Origin of the sequence: Sphingobacterium thalpophilum, assembly GCF_901482695.1 — a bacterium.
In the GTDB taxonomy this organism is placed as follows: Bacteria; Bacteroidota; Bacteroidia; order Sphingobacteriales; family Sphingobacteriaceae; genus Sphingobacterium; species Sphingobacterium thalpophilum.
The window spans coordinates 26,467-43,726 of record NZ_LR590484.1 but is presented as its reverse complement, the minus strand read 5'-3'; the positions used below and the strand labels follow the sequence as shown (position 1 = coordinate 43,726).

Annotated in this window: 10 protein-coding genes; 9 read left to right on the top strand and 1 reads right to left on the bottom strand. The window is 53.2% G+C overall.

Annotated elements, in window-relative coordinates; all coding sequences use genetic code 11:
- Positions 1-425: 425 nt before the first annotated feature.
- Positions 426-1,784 (top strand): glycoside hydrolase family 88/105 protein, encoded by a 1,359-nt coding sequence (locus FGL37_RS00105; protein WP_051606530.1) that lies wholly within the window; start codon positions 426-428, stop codon positions 1,782-1,784.
- A gap of 89 nt (positions 1,785-1,873) precedes the next feature.
- Positions 1,874-2,479, top strand: coding sequence for a YdeI/OmpD-associated family protein (locus FGL37_RS00100; protein ID WP_037532233.1), 606 nt, complete (start codon positions 1,874-1,876; stop codon positions 2,477-2,479).
- Here FGL37_RS00100 and FGL37_RS00095 read toward each other — a convergent pair whose 3' ends face one another.
- Positions 2,480-6,517: a hybrid sensor histidine kinase/response regulator transcription factor gene (locus FGL37_RS00095; protein ID WP_051606528.1), complete on the bottom strand. Its 4,038-nt coding sequence runs from the start codon at positions 6,515-6,517 to the stop codon at positions 2,480-2,482.
- 321 nt (positions 6,518-6,838) lie between these two features.
- Here FGL37_RS00095 and FGL37_RS00090 point away from each other — a divergent pair, with 321 nt between their 5' ends.
- From FGL37_RS00090 to FGL37_RS00065, 7 genes are all read left to right on the top strand, one after another.
- Positions 6,839-9,442, top strand: a complete 2,604-nt coding sequence (locus FGL37_RS00090; RefSeq protein ID WP_051606526.1) for a glycosyl hydrolase 115 family protein — start codon at positions 6,839-6,841, stop codon at positions 9,440-9,442.
- A 66-nt stretch (positions 9,443-9,508) separates the two neighbouring features.
- A complete protein-coding gene (locus FGL37_RS00085; RefSeq protein ID WP_028068729.1) occupies positions 9,509-11,008 on the top strand; it encodes an MFS transporter in 1,500 nt (499 codons plus the stop codon).
- Positions 11,009-11,126: 118 nt separating this feature from the next.
- Positions 11,127-12,260, top strand: coding sequence for an endo-1,4-beta-xylanase (locus tag FGL37_RS00080; RefSeq protein ID WP_028068728.1), 1,134 nt, complete (start codon positions 11,127-11,129; stop codon positions 12,258-12,260).
- A gap of 28 nt (positions 12,261-12,288) precedes the next feature.
- Positions 12,289-13,254: a glycoside hydrolase family 43 protein gene (locus tag FGL37_RS00075; RefSeq protein ID WP_028068727.1), complete on the top strand. Its 966-nt coding sequence runs from the start codon at positions 12,289-12,291 to the stop codon at positions 13,252-13,254.
- 229 nt (positions 13,255-13,483) lie between these two features.
- Positions 13,484-13,681 (top strand): hypothetical protein, encoded by a 198-nt coding sequence (locus tag FGL37_RS25650; protein ID WP_232048802.1) that lies wholly within the window; start codon positions 13,484-13,486, stop codon positions 13,679-13,681.
- On the top strand, positions 13,662-15,296 hold the full coding sequence (locus FGL37_RS00070; RefSeq protein WP_232048779.1) for an alpha-glucuronidase: 1,635 nt from the start codon (positions 13,662-13,664) through the stop codon (positions 15,294-15,296). The genes FGL37_RS25650 and FGL37_RS00070 overlap by 20 nt, the downstream gene beginning before the upstream one ends.
- Before the next feature lie 179 nt (positions 15,297-15,475).
- Positions 15,476-17,215 (top strand): glycoside hydrolase family 43 protein, encoded by a 1,740-nt coding sequence (locus FGL37_RS00065; RefSeq protein ID WP_081817783.1) that lies wholly within the window; start codon positions 15,476-15,478, stop codon positions 17,213-17,215.
- Positions 17,216-17,260 lie beyond the last annotated feature (45 nt).

Here is a 17,260-nt window from a genome sequence, read left to right as displayed (position 1 = left end):
GTTAAATTTTTCGCCGCAAATAAAGTTATAATCTTCAGGATATGTTGTTTTTCGGTATACGACTTAGATACTACATTTTTTTATGCGTTAGTCCCGGCGATGTTGCCTGTGACCGGTAGGGACCGAGCGGCCTCCGGAATTCGTTCATAGTTCATAGGCTTCTTCCATGAAGCAACAGACACAGGAAAGGTCTTTTATCCGCATAGGAATGGCTTTGGATCGTGGTGATCTGAGTGATGTAGTATGGTGGTAGTAGCTGTTGTTGGCCGCGCCCAGACTACAAACTGATTGCCGGTGACGGGCAGCGGATCGGGCTGGCCCGGTCGGGCTGAAACTGGCAGGCGAGCAGAGCATGACACCACAGAACGGTTATGTCGGGCTGACAGTGTATCTTGTATCACAAACGGATACATAACCAATTGATCATGATAAACCTGAGAAAATTTTCGCTCATACCCTTTGCCTTGCTGGCTATCCATGGATGTCAGTCCTATTCGCAGAAAGATAAAGCCGAGATCAATGATTCCAACACGCCGCTGCACCTGATGAAGCCGGAATATCCCGTGATGTATGGGGAGACGACACTGGACAGCATCCGTGCGGATGTTGAACGGGTGTACGCGTATTTAAATCGGGTGACGCCTATGGTGCTTGAACAGAAAACGGACCATGCACCGGTCACAGATATGGCTAAAATCGATACCAATACGCTATTTAAAAAAGGCGATTTTCGGCTGATCAGCTATGAGTGGGGTGTTACTTACGGTGCTATGCTGCGGGCCTCAGAGGTGATTGGGGATCCTCGATATGCGGCTTATACGATCGACCGGCTGGGATTTATCGGAAAGGTATTGCCGTACTTTCAAAAACTCGAATCTGCTCAGCACGGATATCGGTCTCCAGTACATTCGGTCATGCAGCCGCATGCATTGGATGATGCTGGATCCATGTGCGCCGCGATGATCAAGGCACAGCATGGAAGAACATTGCCTGTGGATATGAAGCCTGCAATTGCCAATTATATCGATTACATCCTGACCAAAGAATTCCGCCTGAAGGATGGGACGTTGGCCCGAAACAGGCCACAGCCAAACACGCTCTGGCTGGATGACTTGTATATGAGCCTCCCCGCACTGGCACAGATGACCCAGCTTACTGGAGACAGCAGATACTTAGATGAGGCTATAAAGCAATTCTGGCTCTTTGCCGATAAAATGTTTGTGTCCGAAAAGGGGTTGTATCGGCACGGTTGGGTAGAGGGTATGGATCCCCACCCCGCATTTCACTGGGCCCGGGCAAATGGCTGGGCACTGCTGACCAAAGTCGAATTGTTGAATGTGCTGCCGGGGACCCATCCCGCCCGGGCCAGGCTGCTGGCGCAATTTAAGAAACACGTCGCCGGAATTGCAGCGCTGCAGCATGGTACCGGCTTCTGGCATCAGCTGCTGGACCGTAATGATTCTTATCTGGAAACATCCGCCACAGCGATCTACACTTATTGCATCGCCAGAGGCATCAATGCAGGCTGGCTGGATATCAAAGCCTATGGCCCGATGGTGCTGCAGGCATGGAATGCTGTGCACACCAAAATCAACAGCCAGGGGCAGGTGGAGGGTACCTGTGTAGGCACAGGCATGGGCTTCGATCCGGCATTTTATTATTATCGTCCTGTCAATAAATTTGCCGCACATGGGTACGGACCGGTGATCCTGGCGGGAGCTGAACTATATGAACTGATCAAAAAGAATACCTATGTGATCAACGATAGTTCAGTGCAATTCTAAAAGAAGTAGCTGGCACTCCGGACATACAGCTGTCATGAGGAATGGCTATCTTTGTATGGAGGTCAACGAAAATAAAGAAAGGCAAACCAATGAAAACCACAGCAGAGAAGTTATCCATAGCCATCTACACACGGGAGGAATGGCGGTACTGGTTAGAAACCAACCATAGGAAGGAACAGTCCGTATGGGTGATCTGCCATACGAAAAAGTCCGGGCTACCGGCTGTCAGCTGGTCGGAGCTGGTGGATGAGGCGCTTTGTTTTGGCTGGATCGACAGCACCCGCAAGACGATCGACACGCATACCTTCAAGCAATTGTTTAGCCGCCGTAAGCCGAACAGTACCTGGTCAAAGATCAACAAGGAGAAAGTGCAGCAGCTGATCGGCAGCAAGTTGATGTCAGCGGCAGGATTGGAGTGTATCCAAATCGCCAAGGAGAATGGCTCCTGGACGATCCTTGATACAGTGGAGGCATTGACCATCCCAAGCGATCTGGAGGCGGCCTTTGCGCAATATAAAGGTTCAAAAGCCTATTTTCTGAGCTTGAGTAAATCCATCAGGAAGATGATGTTACACTGGATCGTGCTCGCCCGGCGCCCCGAGACGCGCCAAAAACGAATTGAGGAGATCGTGGCACATGCCGCAAAAAATGAACGTCCCAAACGGTTTCAGCCCATTAATTCGACCAGCCGGTAACTATAAGCGCTTTTCTTTTACATCCGAAGTCGAAGGATTTTCCTTGCAGCTGTGCCGCTGGATATAGTCGGTCGGGCTCAGTCCGTACATTTTCTTGAATAGCGTGGTGAAATGCGTCTGATTGGTGAATCCAAGCGCATAGGCCACCTGTGAGATATTCATCTTTTTCTCCAGCAGCAGCTTTTCGGCCTGCTGCAGCCTGATATTGCGGATAAATTCGCCGGTTGAGATGCCGGTCAGGGACTTCACCTTGCGGTGCAGCTGTACGCGGCTCAGTCCGACTTCATCAGCCAGAAACTGCACATTAAACTCCGGATTTTCCAGATATTGGTTGACCGTTCTGAGGATACGTTCCATCAGTTGTTCATCGCTGGATTTGAAGCTGATCGTCTTCACCTTGCCGTCCTGCTGTTGCGCTCCCGAAAACTTCCCTTTCACCTTCATACGGTTTTTGATCAGGTTGCCGGCCACCAGATGCAGTTCGTCAACCATAAAAGGCTTAGTCAGGTAGGCATCTGCACCCAGGCCGATGCCCTCCATACGATCTTCTGTATTGGTGCGCGCCGTCAGTAGGATCACCGGTATATGGTTGGTGGTACTGTTGCTCTTGATCTTCTTGACTAAGGTATAGCCGTCCATGGCCGGCATGGCGACGTCAGAAATAATCAGGTCGGGCTGCTCGGCCAGGGCGAGCTGAAATCCCTCACTGCCATTTTCGGCAACCAGAACCTTATAGCCACAGGCCAGCTCCTGACGCAAAAACTGCAGGATGTCCCGGTCGTCATCGACCACCAGAACCTTATAGCCTGTCTTCTGGTAGCCGTTTTTGGGCAACTGCTGATCATCCACGACGACTTTTTCAGACTGTTGTTCAATAGGCGCATGCAGCGGCTGAAAGGCAACCAAATCTTCCTTGCGTAGGTGTCTATGGCCCATCGGGAGGCTGACCACAAAGCGGCAGCCGCTGCTGTCCTTTCTATTTTCGGCATGTACCTGTCCACCATGCAGCTCGACCAGCACTTTGGTCAGATGCAGGCCGATGCCGGAGCCCTGACGCTGAGCGGCCCCACCCGAAGTGGACTGATAATACCGCTTGAACACATGTCGGATATCGCTCTCGGGTATACCGGTCCCCGTGTCGCTGACAACAAGCTGTAGGCTTTCGCTCCCGTTTTTGCCTGCTTGGACGGCCAGAGAAAGCCTGATCTGCCCACCGTCCGGCGTAAACTTAAACGCATTGGACACAATATTGTGGATGATCTTTTCAAAGCTGCCCGCATCGATCCATACCGGGATCTCATCGGCTTCGCTGTGTACCGACAGCTCGATCTGATGGGCCAGCGCCTGATCGTCAAAGGCCTTGATGACCTGCTTCACATAGTCCACAGCATTGACACGGGCAAACTTGAGGTTCAGGTGTCCGCTTTCGAGCTTGCGGATGTCGAGCAGCTGATTGACCAGGCTGAGGATCCGTTGTGCATTGCGGTTCATATTCTGTAGCGTCGAGCTCGTCTGGGCATCTGGAGCATGCTTGATCAGTTTGTCGATCGGGCTCATCACCAGGGTCAGCGGCGAGCGGATCTCATGGGAGATATCCGTAAAGAGCTGTAGTCTGAACGCATGCAGACGTTCGAGCCGCCGCTCGCGTAGGTATTTGCTGATCAGGAAGACGATACCGGCAATCAGCAGGAAATACACGAAATAGGCCGTGCCACTGAGGTACCAGGGCGGCAGGATATGCAGTAACACCGTACGGCTAGGTGAATAGGCACCAAATTTACAGGCCCGTATCTCGAGCTCATGCTCGCCCGAAGATAGGTTGTTGTAGGTAATCAGATTGACTCCGGGGAGTGTGGCGTTCCAGCTTTTGTTGATGCCCTTGATGCGGTACTCGTAATGGACGTTTTCGGGGCTGTTGAAGTCCATAGTGGACAGTTCAAAGGTAAAACTGTCGTCGTTGTTGTGAAAAAAGAACGCGTTTGCAGCCATCAGGTCACCCTGATAGATGACGCTGCCGCTGGGTGACATGCCCGGCTTGATCGGCTGATTTTTGACATAGAGGTTGGTAATCAGCACTGGGTAGGAGTAGGTTTGCAGCTGAATCTTTTCGGGAAAAAAAGAGGTAATGCCCTGTCTGCCGCCATAGTATATTTTCCCCTCATTATCCTGGAAGAAAACGCCGCGGTTGTAGGACCGGTCAACTAGTCCATCCCCTGTATAATAGCTGACGATTTTTCCCGACCTTGGATTCAGACAGTTGATTCCCTTGAAGGTGCTGCACCAGATATGGCCCTTGCGGTCCCAGCCCAAACCTGATATCACATTGCTGGACAGTCCATTGTTGCTGGTATAACTGTTGATCTTGCCATTTTTTTTATTAATTTGATAGAGCCCATTGTAGGTCCCCGCCCAGATATGGCCGGCTCGGTCCTCGAGGAGTGAGATCGTGATCTGCTCGGAGAGCCTATGATCGGTAAATTGCCCGGAGAAGCTGTTGCGGACAGGATCATAGCAGCTGATGCCTTTGTGGTGTCCCAGCCACACGAGGCCATCCTGATCGCACAGGACAGCCGAAATCCAGTCGTTTGCCAGTGCACCTTTTGTCGAATTGGCGGTGTTCATGCTGAAAATTCGCGACACTCCGGTCTGACTGTCGTACTCGACAAATCCGGCACCGAAAGTAGCGATATAGATTTTATTATTTCTGCCCAGGGCAAATGCTTTGACCTGTTTGTTGGAGCAGATATTTAGATTATCGGTGTTACCGGTAAGCGGATCGATGCGCCCAAGACCTTTTTCATATGAGCTGAACCAGATCGTGCCGTCTGTCCCCGTTTCGAGTTGGGTGACATCCTGAATGGTATTTATTTGCTGGTGTGAGCTGCCTTGCGCATCAGTTTTGAATATACCGCCGTGCTCCAGAGCGTACCAGATGCTGCCCTCCCGGTCGCGGGTGATCGCGGTGATGTTCTTTTGATCGGTTTTTTCACGGCTCAGGATGCGCCAGAATTCAAACTGCTTGCTCTGCCCAGGAATAAAGACCAGTCCCCGCTGAAACCAGCCGAGCCAGAGGTTGTTTTCGCGGTCCTGTAGAATCGTACGGATGCGCCCCTGCCGGTAGTCGTTGTCCAGATTAGGCAGTTCGGCAGGGGCCGCGATCAACGGTGCCCGTCCCAGATCCAGATACCAGAGACCGTCCCCCTCAGTACTGATCAGCAGATGGTTTTTTATGGTTTTGGAAAGCTGGATCTCCGTTACGGTAGACCGGAGTTTTTCCTTGAAGTCCACCGCTTCAAAACTGTTTTTCGCCGCATCATAACGGCATATTCTGGAGGGGGAGGCAAATAACAGCCTGCCATCGGCCTGCTCGACGATGTCGTAATTACCACCCTTGGGCTGCGGCAGCAGGTCGGAAACAAGTCGCATGGCTTGCTTCTGGTCCGGCGAGATCCGCGATACGCCCACGCGGTCCACCGCTACCCAGATCGCGCGGTGCTGGTCTTCAAAGATGCTGCGGGCAAACATGCCACCTACCTGCGAATTGATTCGCGGCAACGATACAGCCTGTCTGCGGCCGACCTGGATATCGAAGATGCCCCAGCCCGAAGTGGCCACCCAGATGTGGCCGTCTTTTTTATGGACGATATCCGTGATGTGCGGTGCAATCTGGTTGGGAAAATGGATGCGGACAAACTGATCGCTGTTTTCATCATAGTACTGCAAACCGTTGTTGCAGCCTACCCACAGCCTTTTGTCACGGTCCAGATAAAGAATGATAATATTGTTGCTCGATATGGAGGTGCTGTCCTGTACGTCATGCAGATACTGCACAAAACGGGTCCCGTCAAATTTGTTGAGTCCATATTCGGTGCCGGTCCAGATGTAACCGTGCTTGTCCTGACTGATACTGCTGGTCAGGTTGGAAGAAAGTTCGCCAAAGCCATAGTCCCGATTGTCGTAAATACGTGTGGCCTGTCCATGTGCATAGAGTACAAAAGCAAATAATAGGATGACTGTCGAAAAAAAATCCCTCCGCATTGGTTTTATTGGTTTATGTGTTGAAGATACATATTATTGCGCAACCTTGAAAAGAAAAAAACGTTTGCGGCCCGGTAAACGCTGTTTTTGGTCCTGATGTAACAAATTGAAATAAATATGAAACATGGCTGGGCTCTTCCGCAACAAAGGCCAAAGGGAATGTAACAGATACGAACGTCGCTACTGCCCAGGACTACTAATTTTAGATTTTCCAGAATAGGGGAATGTACTGCAGCCCAGGGGCCCGCCTTGCGCAGGGATAGGTTGCTGTATGTGCTGAGCCCGGGAAAGGGAAAAATACCAATTGTAAATAAGGTCATCATGTTATTATTGAATAAAATGGAGTTATCCGCTACACGGATCTGTACCGGTCTTTTGACCGGGTACCGCTACGGCAAGGCGCTGCTGGCTGCGATGGTGCTGCTTTGTTGTGCAGGCAATACCCGGGCTGTGTCCTACAACGCAGTGGATACGGTAAAGACGGGCTTGGTGGTCCAAGATGCCCAGCCGGGTTATCTGCCGCTGGTCAAAGATGGCCTGCCGCTGCCCATGCTCGTCGATCCTCAGGACCATAAGGGGGTACTTCGGGCCTTCGATAATCTGAAAAAAGACTTTGTGCGCGTCACGGGCCATAATCCAGGCCAGCAGCAACAGAGCCGCTCCAAAATAATTATCGGTACCTATGGCAAATCGGCACTGATCGACAGCCTTGTCCGTAAAGGTCTTCTGGACAGTAAAGAGCTGGCTGGAAAGCGGGAAAAGTTTGTCATGACAGTGGTCAGGCAGCCCTTGGATGGGCTTGAATCGGCCCTGGTCATCGCCGGCAGCGACAAGCGCGGCACCATCTACGGTATTTACGAACTGTCGGCCCAGATCGGCGTGTCGCCCTGGTATTACTGGGCGGATGTGCCGGTCCGCAAAGCGGCACAGCTTTATGTCAAGCCCGGCGTCTATACACAGGGGGAGCCAAAGGTCAGGTACCGCGGTATTTTCCTTAACGATGAGGCTCCGGCGCTGAGTGGCTGGTCCAAAGCGACTTTCGGTGGGTTTAACGCGGATTTCTATGAAAAGGTGTTTGAACTGCTGCTACGGCTCAAGGCCAATTACCTCTGGCCGGCCATGTGGGGGAGCGCCTTTTACGATGATGATCCCTGCAATGGGCCGCTAGCAGATGAAATGGGCATCGTGATGGGAACCTCGCATCACGAACCGATGGCAAGGGCCCAGGCCGAATGGAAACGCTACGGAAATGGGGGCAGCTGGGATTATACCAAGAATAAAGCGGGGCTGCAGCAATTCTGGCACGGCGGCATGCAGCGAGCGCGGGCCTGGGAGTCCATCATTACCATCGCCATGCGCGGAGACGGAGATGAGCCCATGAGCGAAGAGCAGAATGTCGGGCTGCTCGAGCAGATCGTCAGAGACCAGCGCCGCCTGATCGGCAAGGCAACAGGCCGGCCGGCTGCTGAAACACCGCAGCTATGGGCCCTCTACAAAGAAGTGCAGGACTATTATGACAAAGGAATGCGCGTACCGGACGACGTGACGCTACTGCTCTGTGACGACAACTGGGGCAATGTCCGCAAGCTACCCGAACGGGATGCTAAGCCACGCCCGGGTGGTTACGGTATGTATTACCACTTTGACTATGTAGGCGGTCCCCGCAATTCCAAATGGATCAATGTGTCGCAGATACAGCGTGTCTGGGAGCAGATGAACCTGACCTACCGGCACGGCGTGGACCGGATCTGGATCGTCAATGTCGGCGATCTCAAGCCGATGGAATTTCCTATCTCATTTTTTCTGGATATGGCCTGGGATCCGGACCGCTTTGATGCCGGCAACCTGATGGCGTATACCGAGCAGTGGTGCCGGCAGCAGTTTGGCGAGGCTTATGCGGCCGATGCCGCCGGACTGATCAACCGCTACAGCAAATATAACCATCGGGTCACACCCGAACTGCTGAACGAAAAGACATTTAGTCTCACACATTATAACGAGTTTGACAGCGTCGTCAACGACTATAAAACGCTGGCCATGGAAGCCTCGCGCCTTTATTACCTGCTGCCGGATTCGCTGAAGGATGCGTTCGACCAGCTCGTGGTATTTCCGATCAATGCCTGCGCCAACCTGTATGAAATGTACCATGCCAAAGCCATGAACGAGTACTGCTACGCAAGAAATGACCGTAAGGCAAATGACTGGGCCGACAAGGTAAAAGCCTGCTTCCGGCGTGATTCACTGTTCAGCGACCACTACAACCATAAGATCGCCGGCGGCAAATGGCAGCACATGATGGATCAGGTGCGTATCGGCTACAGCAGCTGGAACGAGCCACCACGGGCGATCATGCCCGCGGTTCGCTATCTGCCGGAACCCGCTACTGCTTCTGTATCAACGGTATTTGTCGAGGCAGACGGCTATATCGCCATGGAAGCGGCAAGCTATGCGGCAGCAAGCAGCGCTCCGGGCATTCAATGGACGGAAATCCCTGACCTCGGAAAGACCGTGTCGGCCATGACAACGCTGCCGGTCACAGCCAGCTTGGGGGACAATACGGCTTTGGAATACAGGATTTGCGTGAAGGAAAAGCGCGAAGCGAAAATCATCGCACTGCTGTCGCCCACGCTGAACTTCAATGGAAACCGCGGGCTGCGCTATGCCATATCCATAGACGGCGGTCCCGAAACGCTGGTCAACTTTAACGGCCACTACAAAGGGGAACTGGGCCAGTGGCAGGCACGCCGCATCATCGAAAGTGTTTCGGTCCACAGCCTGCTGCCGGGGGAGCATACGCTTAAAATCCGCTTTCTGGATCAGGGCATTGTCCTGCAGCGCATCCTCATCGACCTGGGCGGGCTCAAGCCTTCGTACCTGGGGCCGCGGCAGAGTGCGGAGCAAAGTCCCGCGAACAGGGACCGATAGGGATAAACAGCACAGGCAGCGAAAATGCCTGCCAAAAAATGAATGATTATACACATGATTTAATATATGAATGCAAAAACACAAAAGGTTGGTTTCTGGGAAAAGGTAGGTTACAGCATGGGGGACGGCTCGGCCAACCTCGTCTTCCAGATGATGATGATGTTTCAGCTGTTCTTTTATACCGATGTATTCGGCATAAAAGCGACCACAGCTGGTTTTATACTGCTGTTTGCAAGGGTCTTCGATGCCTTTGTGGACCCTCTGGCGGGTATTCTCGCCGACCGTACGCATACCCGCTGGGGCAAGTACCGCCCTTGGGTGCTCTGGACTGCGCTGCCTTTTGCGGTGTTTTTTGTCCTTTCTTTTACAACACCTGACTTGGAGGAACGTGGAAAAATATGGTATGCGGGTATTACCTACACGCTGCTGATGTCGATCTATTCGTTCAACAACACGCCGTATGCTTCGCTGGGTGGCGTGATGACCAGCGACATCAAGGAGCGTACGAGCATATCGTCCATACGTTTTGTGACGGCGACCATCGCGACCTTTGTGGTCCAGGGACTCACCCTGCCCCTGGTGGCCAAGCTCGGTGATGGCGACGCGGCCAGTGGCTGGATGTATACCATCATGATCTATGCAGCTGTGGCCTTTGTCCTGCTGCTGGTGGCCTTTTTGTCGGCACGCGAACGCATCACCCCGCCGGTGGGACAGACGTGTTCGGTCCGTCAGGACTTTCGCGACATCTTCTCCTGCCGCCCCTGGAAAGCGATGTTTGTGCTGACTTTATTCCTGTTCATCACCCTGGCGCTATGGGGAAGCAGCATGTCTTACTTCTTCAATTATTATGTGGATAAGGAAGCGCTGTTTGCCTTTATGGCACAGTTTGGCCTGGCCAGGGATGCGGCGGCTGAAACGGGGCTTGGACACCGCATATTGGATGCCTTCGGGCTGATTGTCTATAGTCCCGGACAGGTATTTGCGGTAGGCTTTAGCTTTTTCAATATGGTGGGCCAGCTGGTCACGCTGCTGGGCGTGATCTTTTTGTCCCGCTGGCTGTCGGGTATCTTCGGTAAGCGCAATGTCTTTATTGTCTGCCTGGCATTGACCGCTATTTTTACGTCTATGCTCTTTTTGGTGCCGGCAGATGCTATCGGCAGCCTGTTTGTGATCAATATCCTGAAAAGCTTGGCCTATGCACCGACCATACCACTGCTCTGGGCGATGATGGGGGACGTGGCGGATTTCTCGGAGTGGAAAAACCACCGCCGGGCAACGGGATTTGTGTTTGCCGGAATTGTCTTTGCGTTAAAAGCCGGACTGGGTATTGGCGGGGCGCTCTGCGGCTCATTTATCGACGCATTCGGTTTTGTGGCAAACACGGTTCAGAATGAACAGGCGATACTGGGCATCCGGCTGAGTGCCAGCGTGATTCCGGCGATGACCTTTCTGGTCGGGGTGGTGGCCCTGCTGTTTTATCCGATCACCAAGCAGGTTAATGAAGATTTACAGGCGGAGCTCCACCTGCGGCGCACATCAGCCAGCAAAGGGCCTGAACAATCTTAAAAAAATAGCTGGACTATGCGCCCGGAAAATCATTTGAAATGAACTGAATTGTATAACAAGGTGGACGTTTCATGGATACACATGAAAGCGGACACCTGATCAAATAGCTAATTTACGTATGAATACAACAAAAAAGCTGGCGATGCTGATCGCGGGATGTATGCTGCTGTCTGGGCCGGGCCTGTTGGCACAGCAGGCCGCGCAGCGCGGAACGCTAAAAGCTGCTTTTGCAGACAAATTTGACATCGGCACAGCGCTCAGCCTCAAACAGATTTATGAGCGGGACAAGAAGGCCATGCCACTGATCGAAAGTCAGTTTAACGCGCTCACCGCCGAAAATTGCATGAAAGCCATGTACCTGCAGCCCCGTGAGGGCGAGTTTAACTTCAAGGATGCCGACCGCTTTGTGGAATATGGCGAAAAGCATGGCATGCGCCTGATCGGTCATACGCTGATCTGGCATTCGCAGGCACCGGCCTGGTTTTTTAAAGGCAAAGACGGCCGGGACGTATCCCGCGAGGTGCTGATCGAACGCATGCGCAGGCATATCCATACCGTCGTGTCCCGTTACAAGGGACGGATCAAGGGCTGGGATGTGGTCAACGAGGCTATTCTCGACAACGGCGAATGGCGTAGGAGCAAGTTTTACGATATCATCGGCGAGGACTTTGTGCGCCTGGCCTTCCAGTTTGCCCGCGAGGCAGACCCTCAGGCACAGCTCTATTACAACGATTACTCCATGTTCCTGGAAGGAAAGCGGAAAGGCGTGGTCAGCATGGTCCGCCGGCTGCAGCAGCAAGGGGTCAGGGTTGATGGCATCGGCATGCAGGGCCATCTGAATATCGATCATCCGAAGGTGTCGGACTTTGAAGATAGCCTCCTGGCTTTTGCGGCCCTTGGTGTGAAGGTCATGATCACTGAAATGGATATCTCGGTGCTTCCCTCGCCGCGGCAGACCATGGGAGCCGAGGTCAGCACCCACTTCAAATACGACAAACAGCTGAACCCATACGCCAAGGGATTACCCGCGGATAAGGAACAGCAGCTGGCGCAGCGCTACAAGGACTTCTTTGCGCTGTTTCTCAAACACCGGGACAAAATCGACCGCGTCACGGTCTGGGGTGTCACAGATGGCGACTCCTGGAAAAACAACTGGCCGGTGCCCGGACGTACGGATTATCCCTTGCTGTTTGACCGCAACTATCAGCCTAAGCCTTTTGTGCAGGACTTATTGGACATGGCCACCAAATAAAATATAAATGAACTGAACAGATATAAACATGAAAAAGCAAGCACGTTACTTATTTCCTAAAGACTATATGGCTGACCCGTCAGCGCATGTATTTGAGGGTAAAATATATATTTATCCGTCCCACGACCGTGAGAGTGGCATCGCCGAAAACGATAATGGCGACCATTTTGACATGCAGGATTACCATGCCTTTTCACTGAGCTCGGTAGATGCCGAGGCGACCGACCACGGGCGTATCCTGTCCGTGGGCGACATCCCCTGGGCGGGAAGGCAGCTCTGGGATTCGGATGTGGCGCATAAGGACGGAAAGTACTACCTCTACTTTTCGCTAAAAGACAAAAATGATATCTTCCGCCTTGGCGTGGCCGTCAGTGACCGGCCGGAGGGGCCGTTTGTGCCTTGCCCTGATCCCATCCGCGGCAGCTATAGCATCGATCCCTGCGCTTTTGAAGACAATGGACAGCACTATTTGTACTTTGGCGGTATCTGGGGCGGCCAGCTGCAGTATTACCGCAACAACAAGCTGACCATGCCCGGGGAGCTTCCGGAGGCAGGACAACCGGCGCTATGTCCCAAGGTTGTGCGCCTGTCGGACGATATGCTGCAGTTTGCCGAGGAGCCCCGGGACCTGCTGATCCTCGACGAAAAGGGCCAGCCCCTATTGCAGGGGGATATCGACCGCCGTTTTTTTGAGGCTTCGTGGATGCACTGCTATCAGGGTAAATACTATTTTTCTTATTCTACGGGCGACAGCCACCTGCTGTGCTACGCGATAGGGGACAACCCTTATGGTCCTTTTACCTATCAGGGCGTCATTCTGACGCCGGTAGTGGGCTGGACCACACACCACAGTATCCTCGAATTTGAGGGACGCTGGTATCTGTTTCACCACGATTCGGTGCCTTCGGGCGGGCGGACATGGTTGCGTAGCATGAAAGTGGTGGAGATCGACTACGATGCGGATGGTCGTATCCTAACCGTGGAGGGCAGCTGATGGGGAATGTCGTCTGGTATATCGTCTGTCTACTGGGGGTCCTCTGCCATCAGCTGTGCCAAGCCGAGGACGGCAGCCAGCTGTGGCTGCGCTATGCCAGGGTAACCACCAGTGAGGCCGCACTCCGCAAGATCCACTGCCCGTACAGGGATGCGGTGGCCAGTACGGCAGCGGCGGAGCTGCAGGACTACTGGCGCCGGGGAGATGTGGATCTGCAGCTGGACAAAAAGTGGCCAAAGTGCCAGCCGGACGGATACCGGATCCGCTCGCTGGGCAGCAAAACGGTGATCAGTGCGGGCAGCAGCACTGGGCTCCTGTACGGGGCTTTTCACCTGCTGCGGCTACAGCAGCAGGACGTGGCGCTGCAGGGACTCGACATCAGCGAAAAGCCCAGCTATGCACTACGGATGCTCAACCACTGGGATAATCTGGATGGCACGGTCGAGCGTGGGTATGCAGGGCATTCGCTCTGGAAATGGCAAGAGCTCCCCGGTGTAATTTCACCGCGGTACCGCGAGTATGCACGGGCAAATGCCTCGATCGGGATCAACGCGGTTGTGCTCAACAATGTCAATGCATCACCGCTGATCCTGCGTGCCGACTACCTGGAAAAGGTAAAGACTCTGGCCGATATTTTCCGGCCCTACGGGATCCGCGTGTTTCTGTCCATTAATTTTTCCGCTCCCGCACTGCTGGGAAATCTGCCGGATTCGGATCCGCTCCGTCCTGTGGTGGCAGGCTGGTGGAAGGACAAGGCCGACGAGATCTACCGGTTGATACCGGACTTTGGCGGCTTTCTGGTCAAAGCCAATTCGGAGGGGCAGCCCGGACCGCAGGACTATGGCCGTACGCATGCCGATGGAGCCAATATGCTGGCCGCAGCACTCAGACCGCACCGGGGCCTCGTGCTATGGCGGGCGTTTGTATACAACCCCACGGCGGAGGACCGGGCTAAACAGGCGTATCAGGAGTTTGTACCCCTGGATGGTCAGTTTGACGACAACGTGATCCTTCAAATCAAAAATGGGCCCATCGATTTCCAGCCGCGTGAACCGTTCAATCCGCTGTTTGGCGCGATGCCCAAAACCAGCCAGATGGTCGAATTCCAGATTACGCAGGAATACCTGGGCTTCTCCAACCACCTGGTCTACCTGGCACCCCTGTTTAAGGAAACGCTGAATGCCCAGACCTATTCCCGCTCAGAGGCTGGCACAGTAGCGGGAATAACGCAGCGGGGATCGCATCCGGTGTCGGCTATTGCGGGTGTGGCCAATATCGGTGAAGACCGCAACTGGTGCGGCCATCATTTTGCCCAGGCCAACTGGTACGCCTTTGGAAGGCTGGCCTGGAATACCGAACTGTCCAGCAATAGCCTGGCGCGGGAGTGGCTCTCGATGACCTTCTCGCCAGATCCGGCTCTGGTCAATCCGCTGTCGGAACTGATGGTGGAATCCCGAGAGGCTGTGGTCAACTATATGATGCCGCTGGGGCTGCACCATATTTTTGCTTTTGAGCATCATTATGGACCGGAGCCCTGGGGCGATATTCCCGGCGGAAGGCCGGACTGGATGCCCTGGTACTATCATAACGCGGATGCGCTGGGTATCGGATTTGACCGGACGGCCACGGGGAGCAATGCCGTAGCACAATACCGCAGTCCGCTCCGCGAGCAATTTGGCCAGATCAGCAGCTGCCCCGAACAATACCTGCTCTGGTTTCACCATGTGCCCTGGAAGCATCGCATGAAAAACGGCCGCTCCCTATGGGACAACCTCTGCTATGCGTATCAGCAGGGTGTGGATCAGGTGCGGGGTTTTCAGCGGCAATGGGATAGCCTGGAAGGGAAAATGGATACACAGCGCTTTCAGGAGGTGCAGTCCAAACTAAAAATTCAGGCGCGGGACGCGGTATGGTGGCGTGATGCCTGCCTGCTGTATTTTCAGACCTTCTCCAAGATGCCGATTCCGGCTGCACTGGAACGCCCTGTGCACGAACTGGACGAGCTGAAAAAAATCAGGCTGGATCTCAAGCATCATAATTAGCTGGACTGGGCGCAATTTTTTTTACTGCGAGACCGTCCAGAGTGCCGTAAAAAGGCAATGGAGAAAGAAGAAAAGATGTGGTAACAAATTGAAATGTTTTTGTTACAAATTTTAATTGTTGCCTATACACTTAAAACTATGTTTGTAGGCAAATACACCAAATTATAAATAAACCAATCATGTTAAAGCGGAAGGGGAAAACGATGCTGGGCATGTCCGTAGTGATATTGGCTACATTAACAGCATTTAATACAAAAGAGCATAAACGGAAGTTGCAGGCAGATCGCCTCTCTGAACCTGTATTTTCGGATTTTGTCTATAAAGGCGAAGATGCAGTTTACAACGAAAATCCATTAAAACCGGGGCAGTTCTATTCGCCCATTCTACAGGGATGTTATCCCGATCCGAGCATTACACGCAAAGGTAATGACTATTACCTGGTGAATTCCTCCTTTTCGATGTTTCCGGGGGTGCCCATTTTCCACTCTGTAGATCTGGTCAACTGGACACAGCTGGGGCATGTTCTGGACCGTGAATCGCAGCTGAAAGTGCAGTCGGCAGGTATCAGTGCGGGAATATATGCCCCAGATATCGTGTACAACCGGCACAACGACACGTTTTACATGATCACGACACAGATCGCCTCGGGCATCGGGAATATGGTCGTCAAGACCAAAGATCCCAAAGCGGGAAACTGGTCCGATCCGGTCAAGCTGGATTTTGACGGCATTGATCCAGCCCTGTTTTTTGATGATGACGGCAAAGCTTATGTCGTGCATAACGATGCGCCGGATAAAGGCAAACAGCGCTATGAGGGCCACCGCGTGATCAAACTCTGGGCATATGATACCGAAAAGGATCAGGTCATCCCGGGAAGTGACCGGATCCTGGTGGACGGTGGCGTGCATCCGGCTGAAAATCCCATCTGGATCGAAGGACCGCATATTTACAAAAAAGATGGCAAGTACTACCTGATGTGTGCCGAGGGCGGCACGGGCAGCGATCACAGTGAAGTGATCTTCTCGAGCGACCATGTCGCAGGACCTTACACCCCTGCGCCCAAAAATCCGATACTCTCCCAGCGCCATCTGGACAAAAATAGGCCCAACCCAGTGGAATGGGCTGGACACGCGGATCTGGTCGAAGGTCCGGACGGATCCTGGTATGGCGTGTTTCTGGGTGTCAGGCCCAATGAAGTAAAACGGGTCAACACGGGCCGCGAAACTTTTATCCTGCCGGTCGACTGGTCGGGTGAATGGCCGGTCTTTGAAGGGGGAATGAAGGCCCTCAAACCCAGCGTGCGAATGCCTGCGGGCGTCAACAACAAGACCCATGCTCGGGGCTACTTCCCCAACGGCAATTTTACGTTCACCGATCCGCTGACCGCCGCAGCGCTGGATCACCGCTGGGTCGCCCTGCGCGGTGCCCGTGAGAAATTTTTGCAGGCCACGGACAAGGGCATGGTCTTCAGGCCGTATGCCGTGGATATCAGTGAGCAAAAACCAATTTCGGCCTTATTTTATCGGCAGCAGCACAAAAATTTTGAGAGCAGTGTATCGCTGGACTACGTGTCGGCCTCGGATTCACACCTGGCGGGGATCACCTGTCTGCAAAGTGAAAAATACCATTACGTGCTGGGTGTCACCAAGCTGGATAACGAGGACCATATCGTCCTTGCCAGAAGCGAAAACGGCAGCACGCGGATCCTGGCCAAAGAGAAAATCCATCTGAACGCCAAGGTGCAGCTGCAGGTTAAAGCAGCCGGCGACGCCTACCAGTTTGCTTATGCCGTGGGGAAAGGAGCCTTCCGGAATATCGGCAACACCGTGTCGGGCGACATCCTATCGACGGACGTAGCCGGTGGATTCACGGGCGCGCTGATCGGCCTGTACAGCACCACAGCGAACAGGATCAGATAAACTGTGCTGAATGTGTAAAGAATATTGAAATGACGATTATAAACA

Coding starts and splice junctions, on each gene's coding strand:
- FGL37_RS00085 (WP_028068729.1), top strand. CDS start 9,509: ATGAATGCAAAAACACAAAAGGTTGGTTTCTGGGAAAAGGTAGGTTAC.
- FGL37_RS00095 (WP_051606528.1), bottom strand. CDS start 6,517: ATGCGGAGGGATTTTTTTTCGACAGTCATCCTATTATTTGCTTTTGTA.
- FGL37_RS00070 (WP_232048779.1), top strand. CDS start 13,662: ATGCTCAACCACTGGGATAATCTGGATGGCACGGTCGAGCGTGGGTAT.
- FGL37_RS00105 (WP_051606530.1), top strand. CDS start 426: ATGATAAACCTGAGAAAATTTTCGCTCATACCCTTTGCCTTGCTGGCT.
- FGL37_RS00075 (WP_028068727.1), top strand. CDS start 12,289: ATGAAAAAGCAAGCACGTTACTTATTTCCTAAAGACTATATGGCTGAC.
- FGL37_RS00065 (WP_081817783.1), top strand. CDS start 15,476: ATGTTAAAGCGGAAGGGGAAAACGATGCTGGGCATGTCCGTAGTGATA.
- FGL37_RS00080 (WP_028068728.1), top strand. CDS start 11,127: ATGAATACAACAAAAAAGCTGGCGATGCTGATCGCGGGATGTATGCTG.
- FGL37_RS00090 (WP_051606526.1), top strand. CDS start 6,839: ATGTTATTATTGAATAAAATGGAGTTATCCGCTACACGGATCTGTACC.
- FGL37_RS00100 (WP_037532233.1), top strand. CDS start 1,874: ATGAAAACCACAGCAGAGAAGTTATCCATAGCCATCTACACACGGGAG.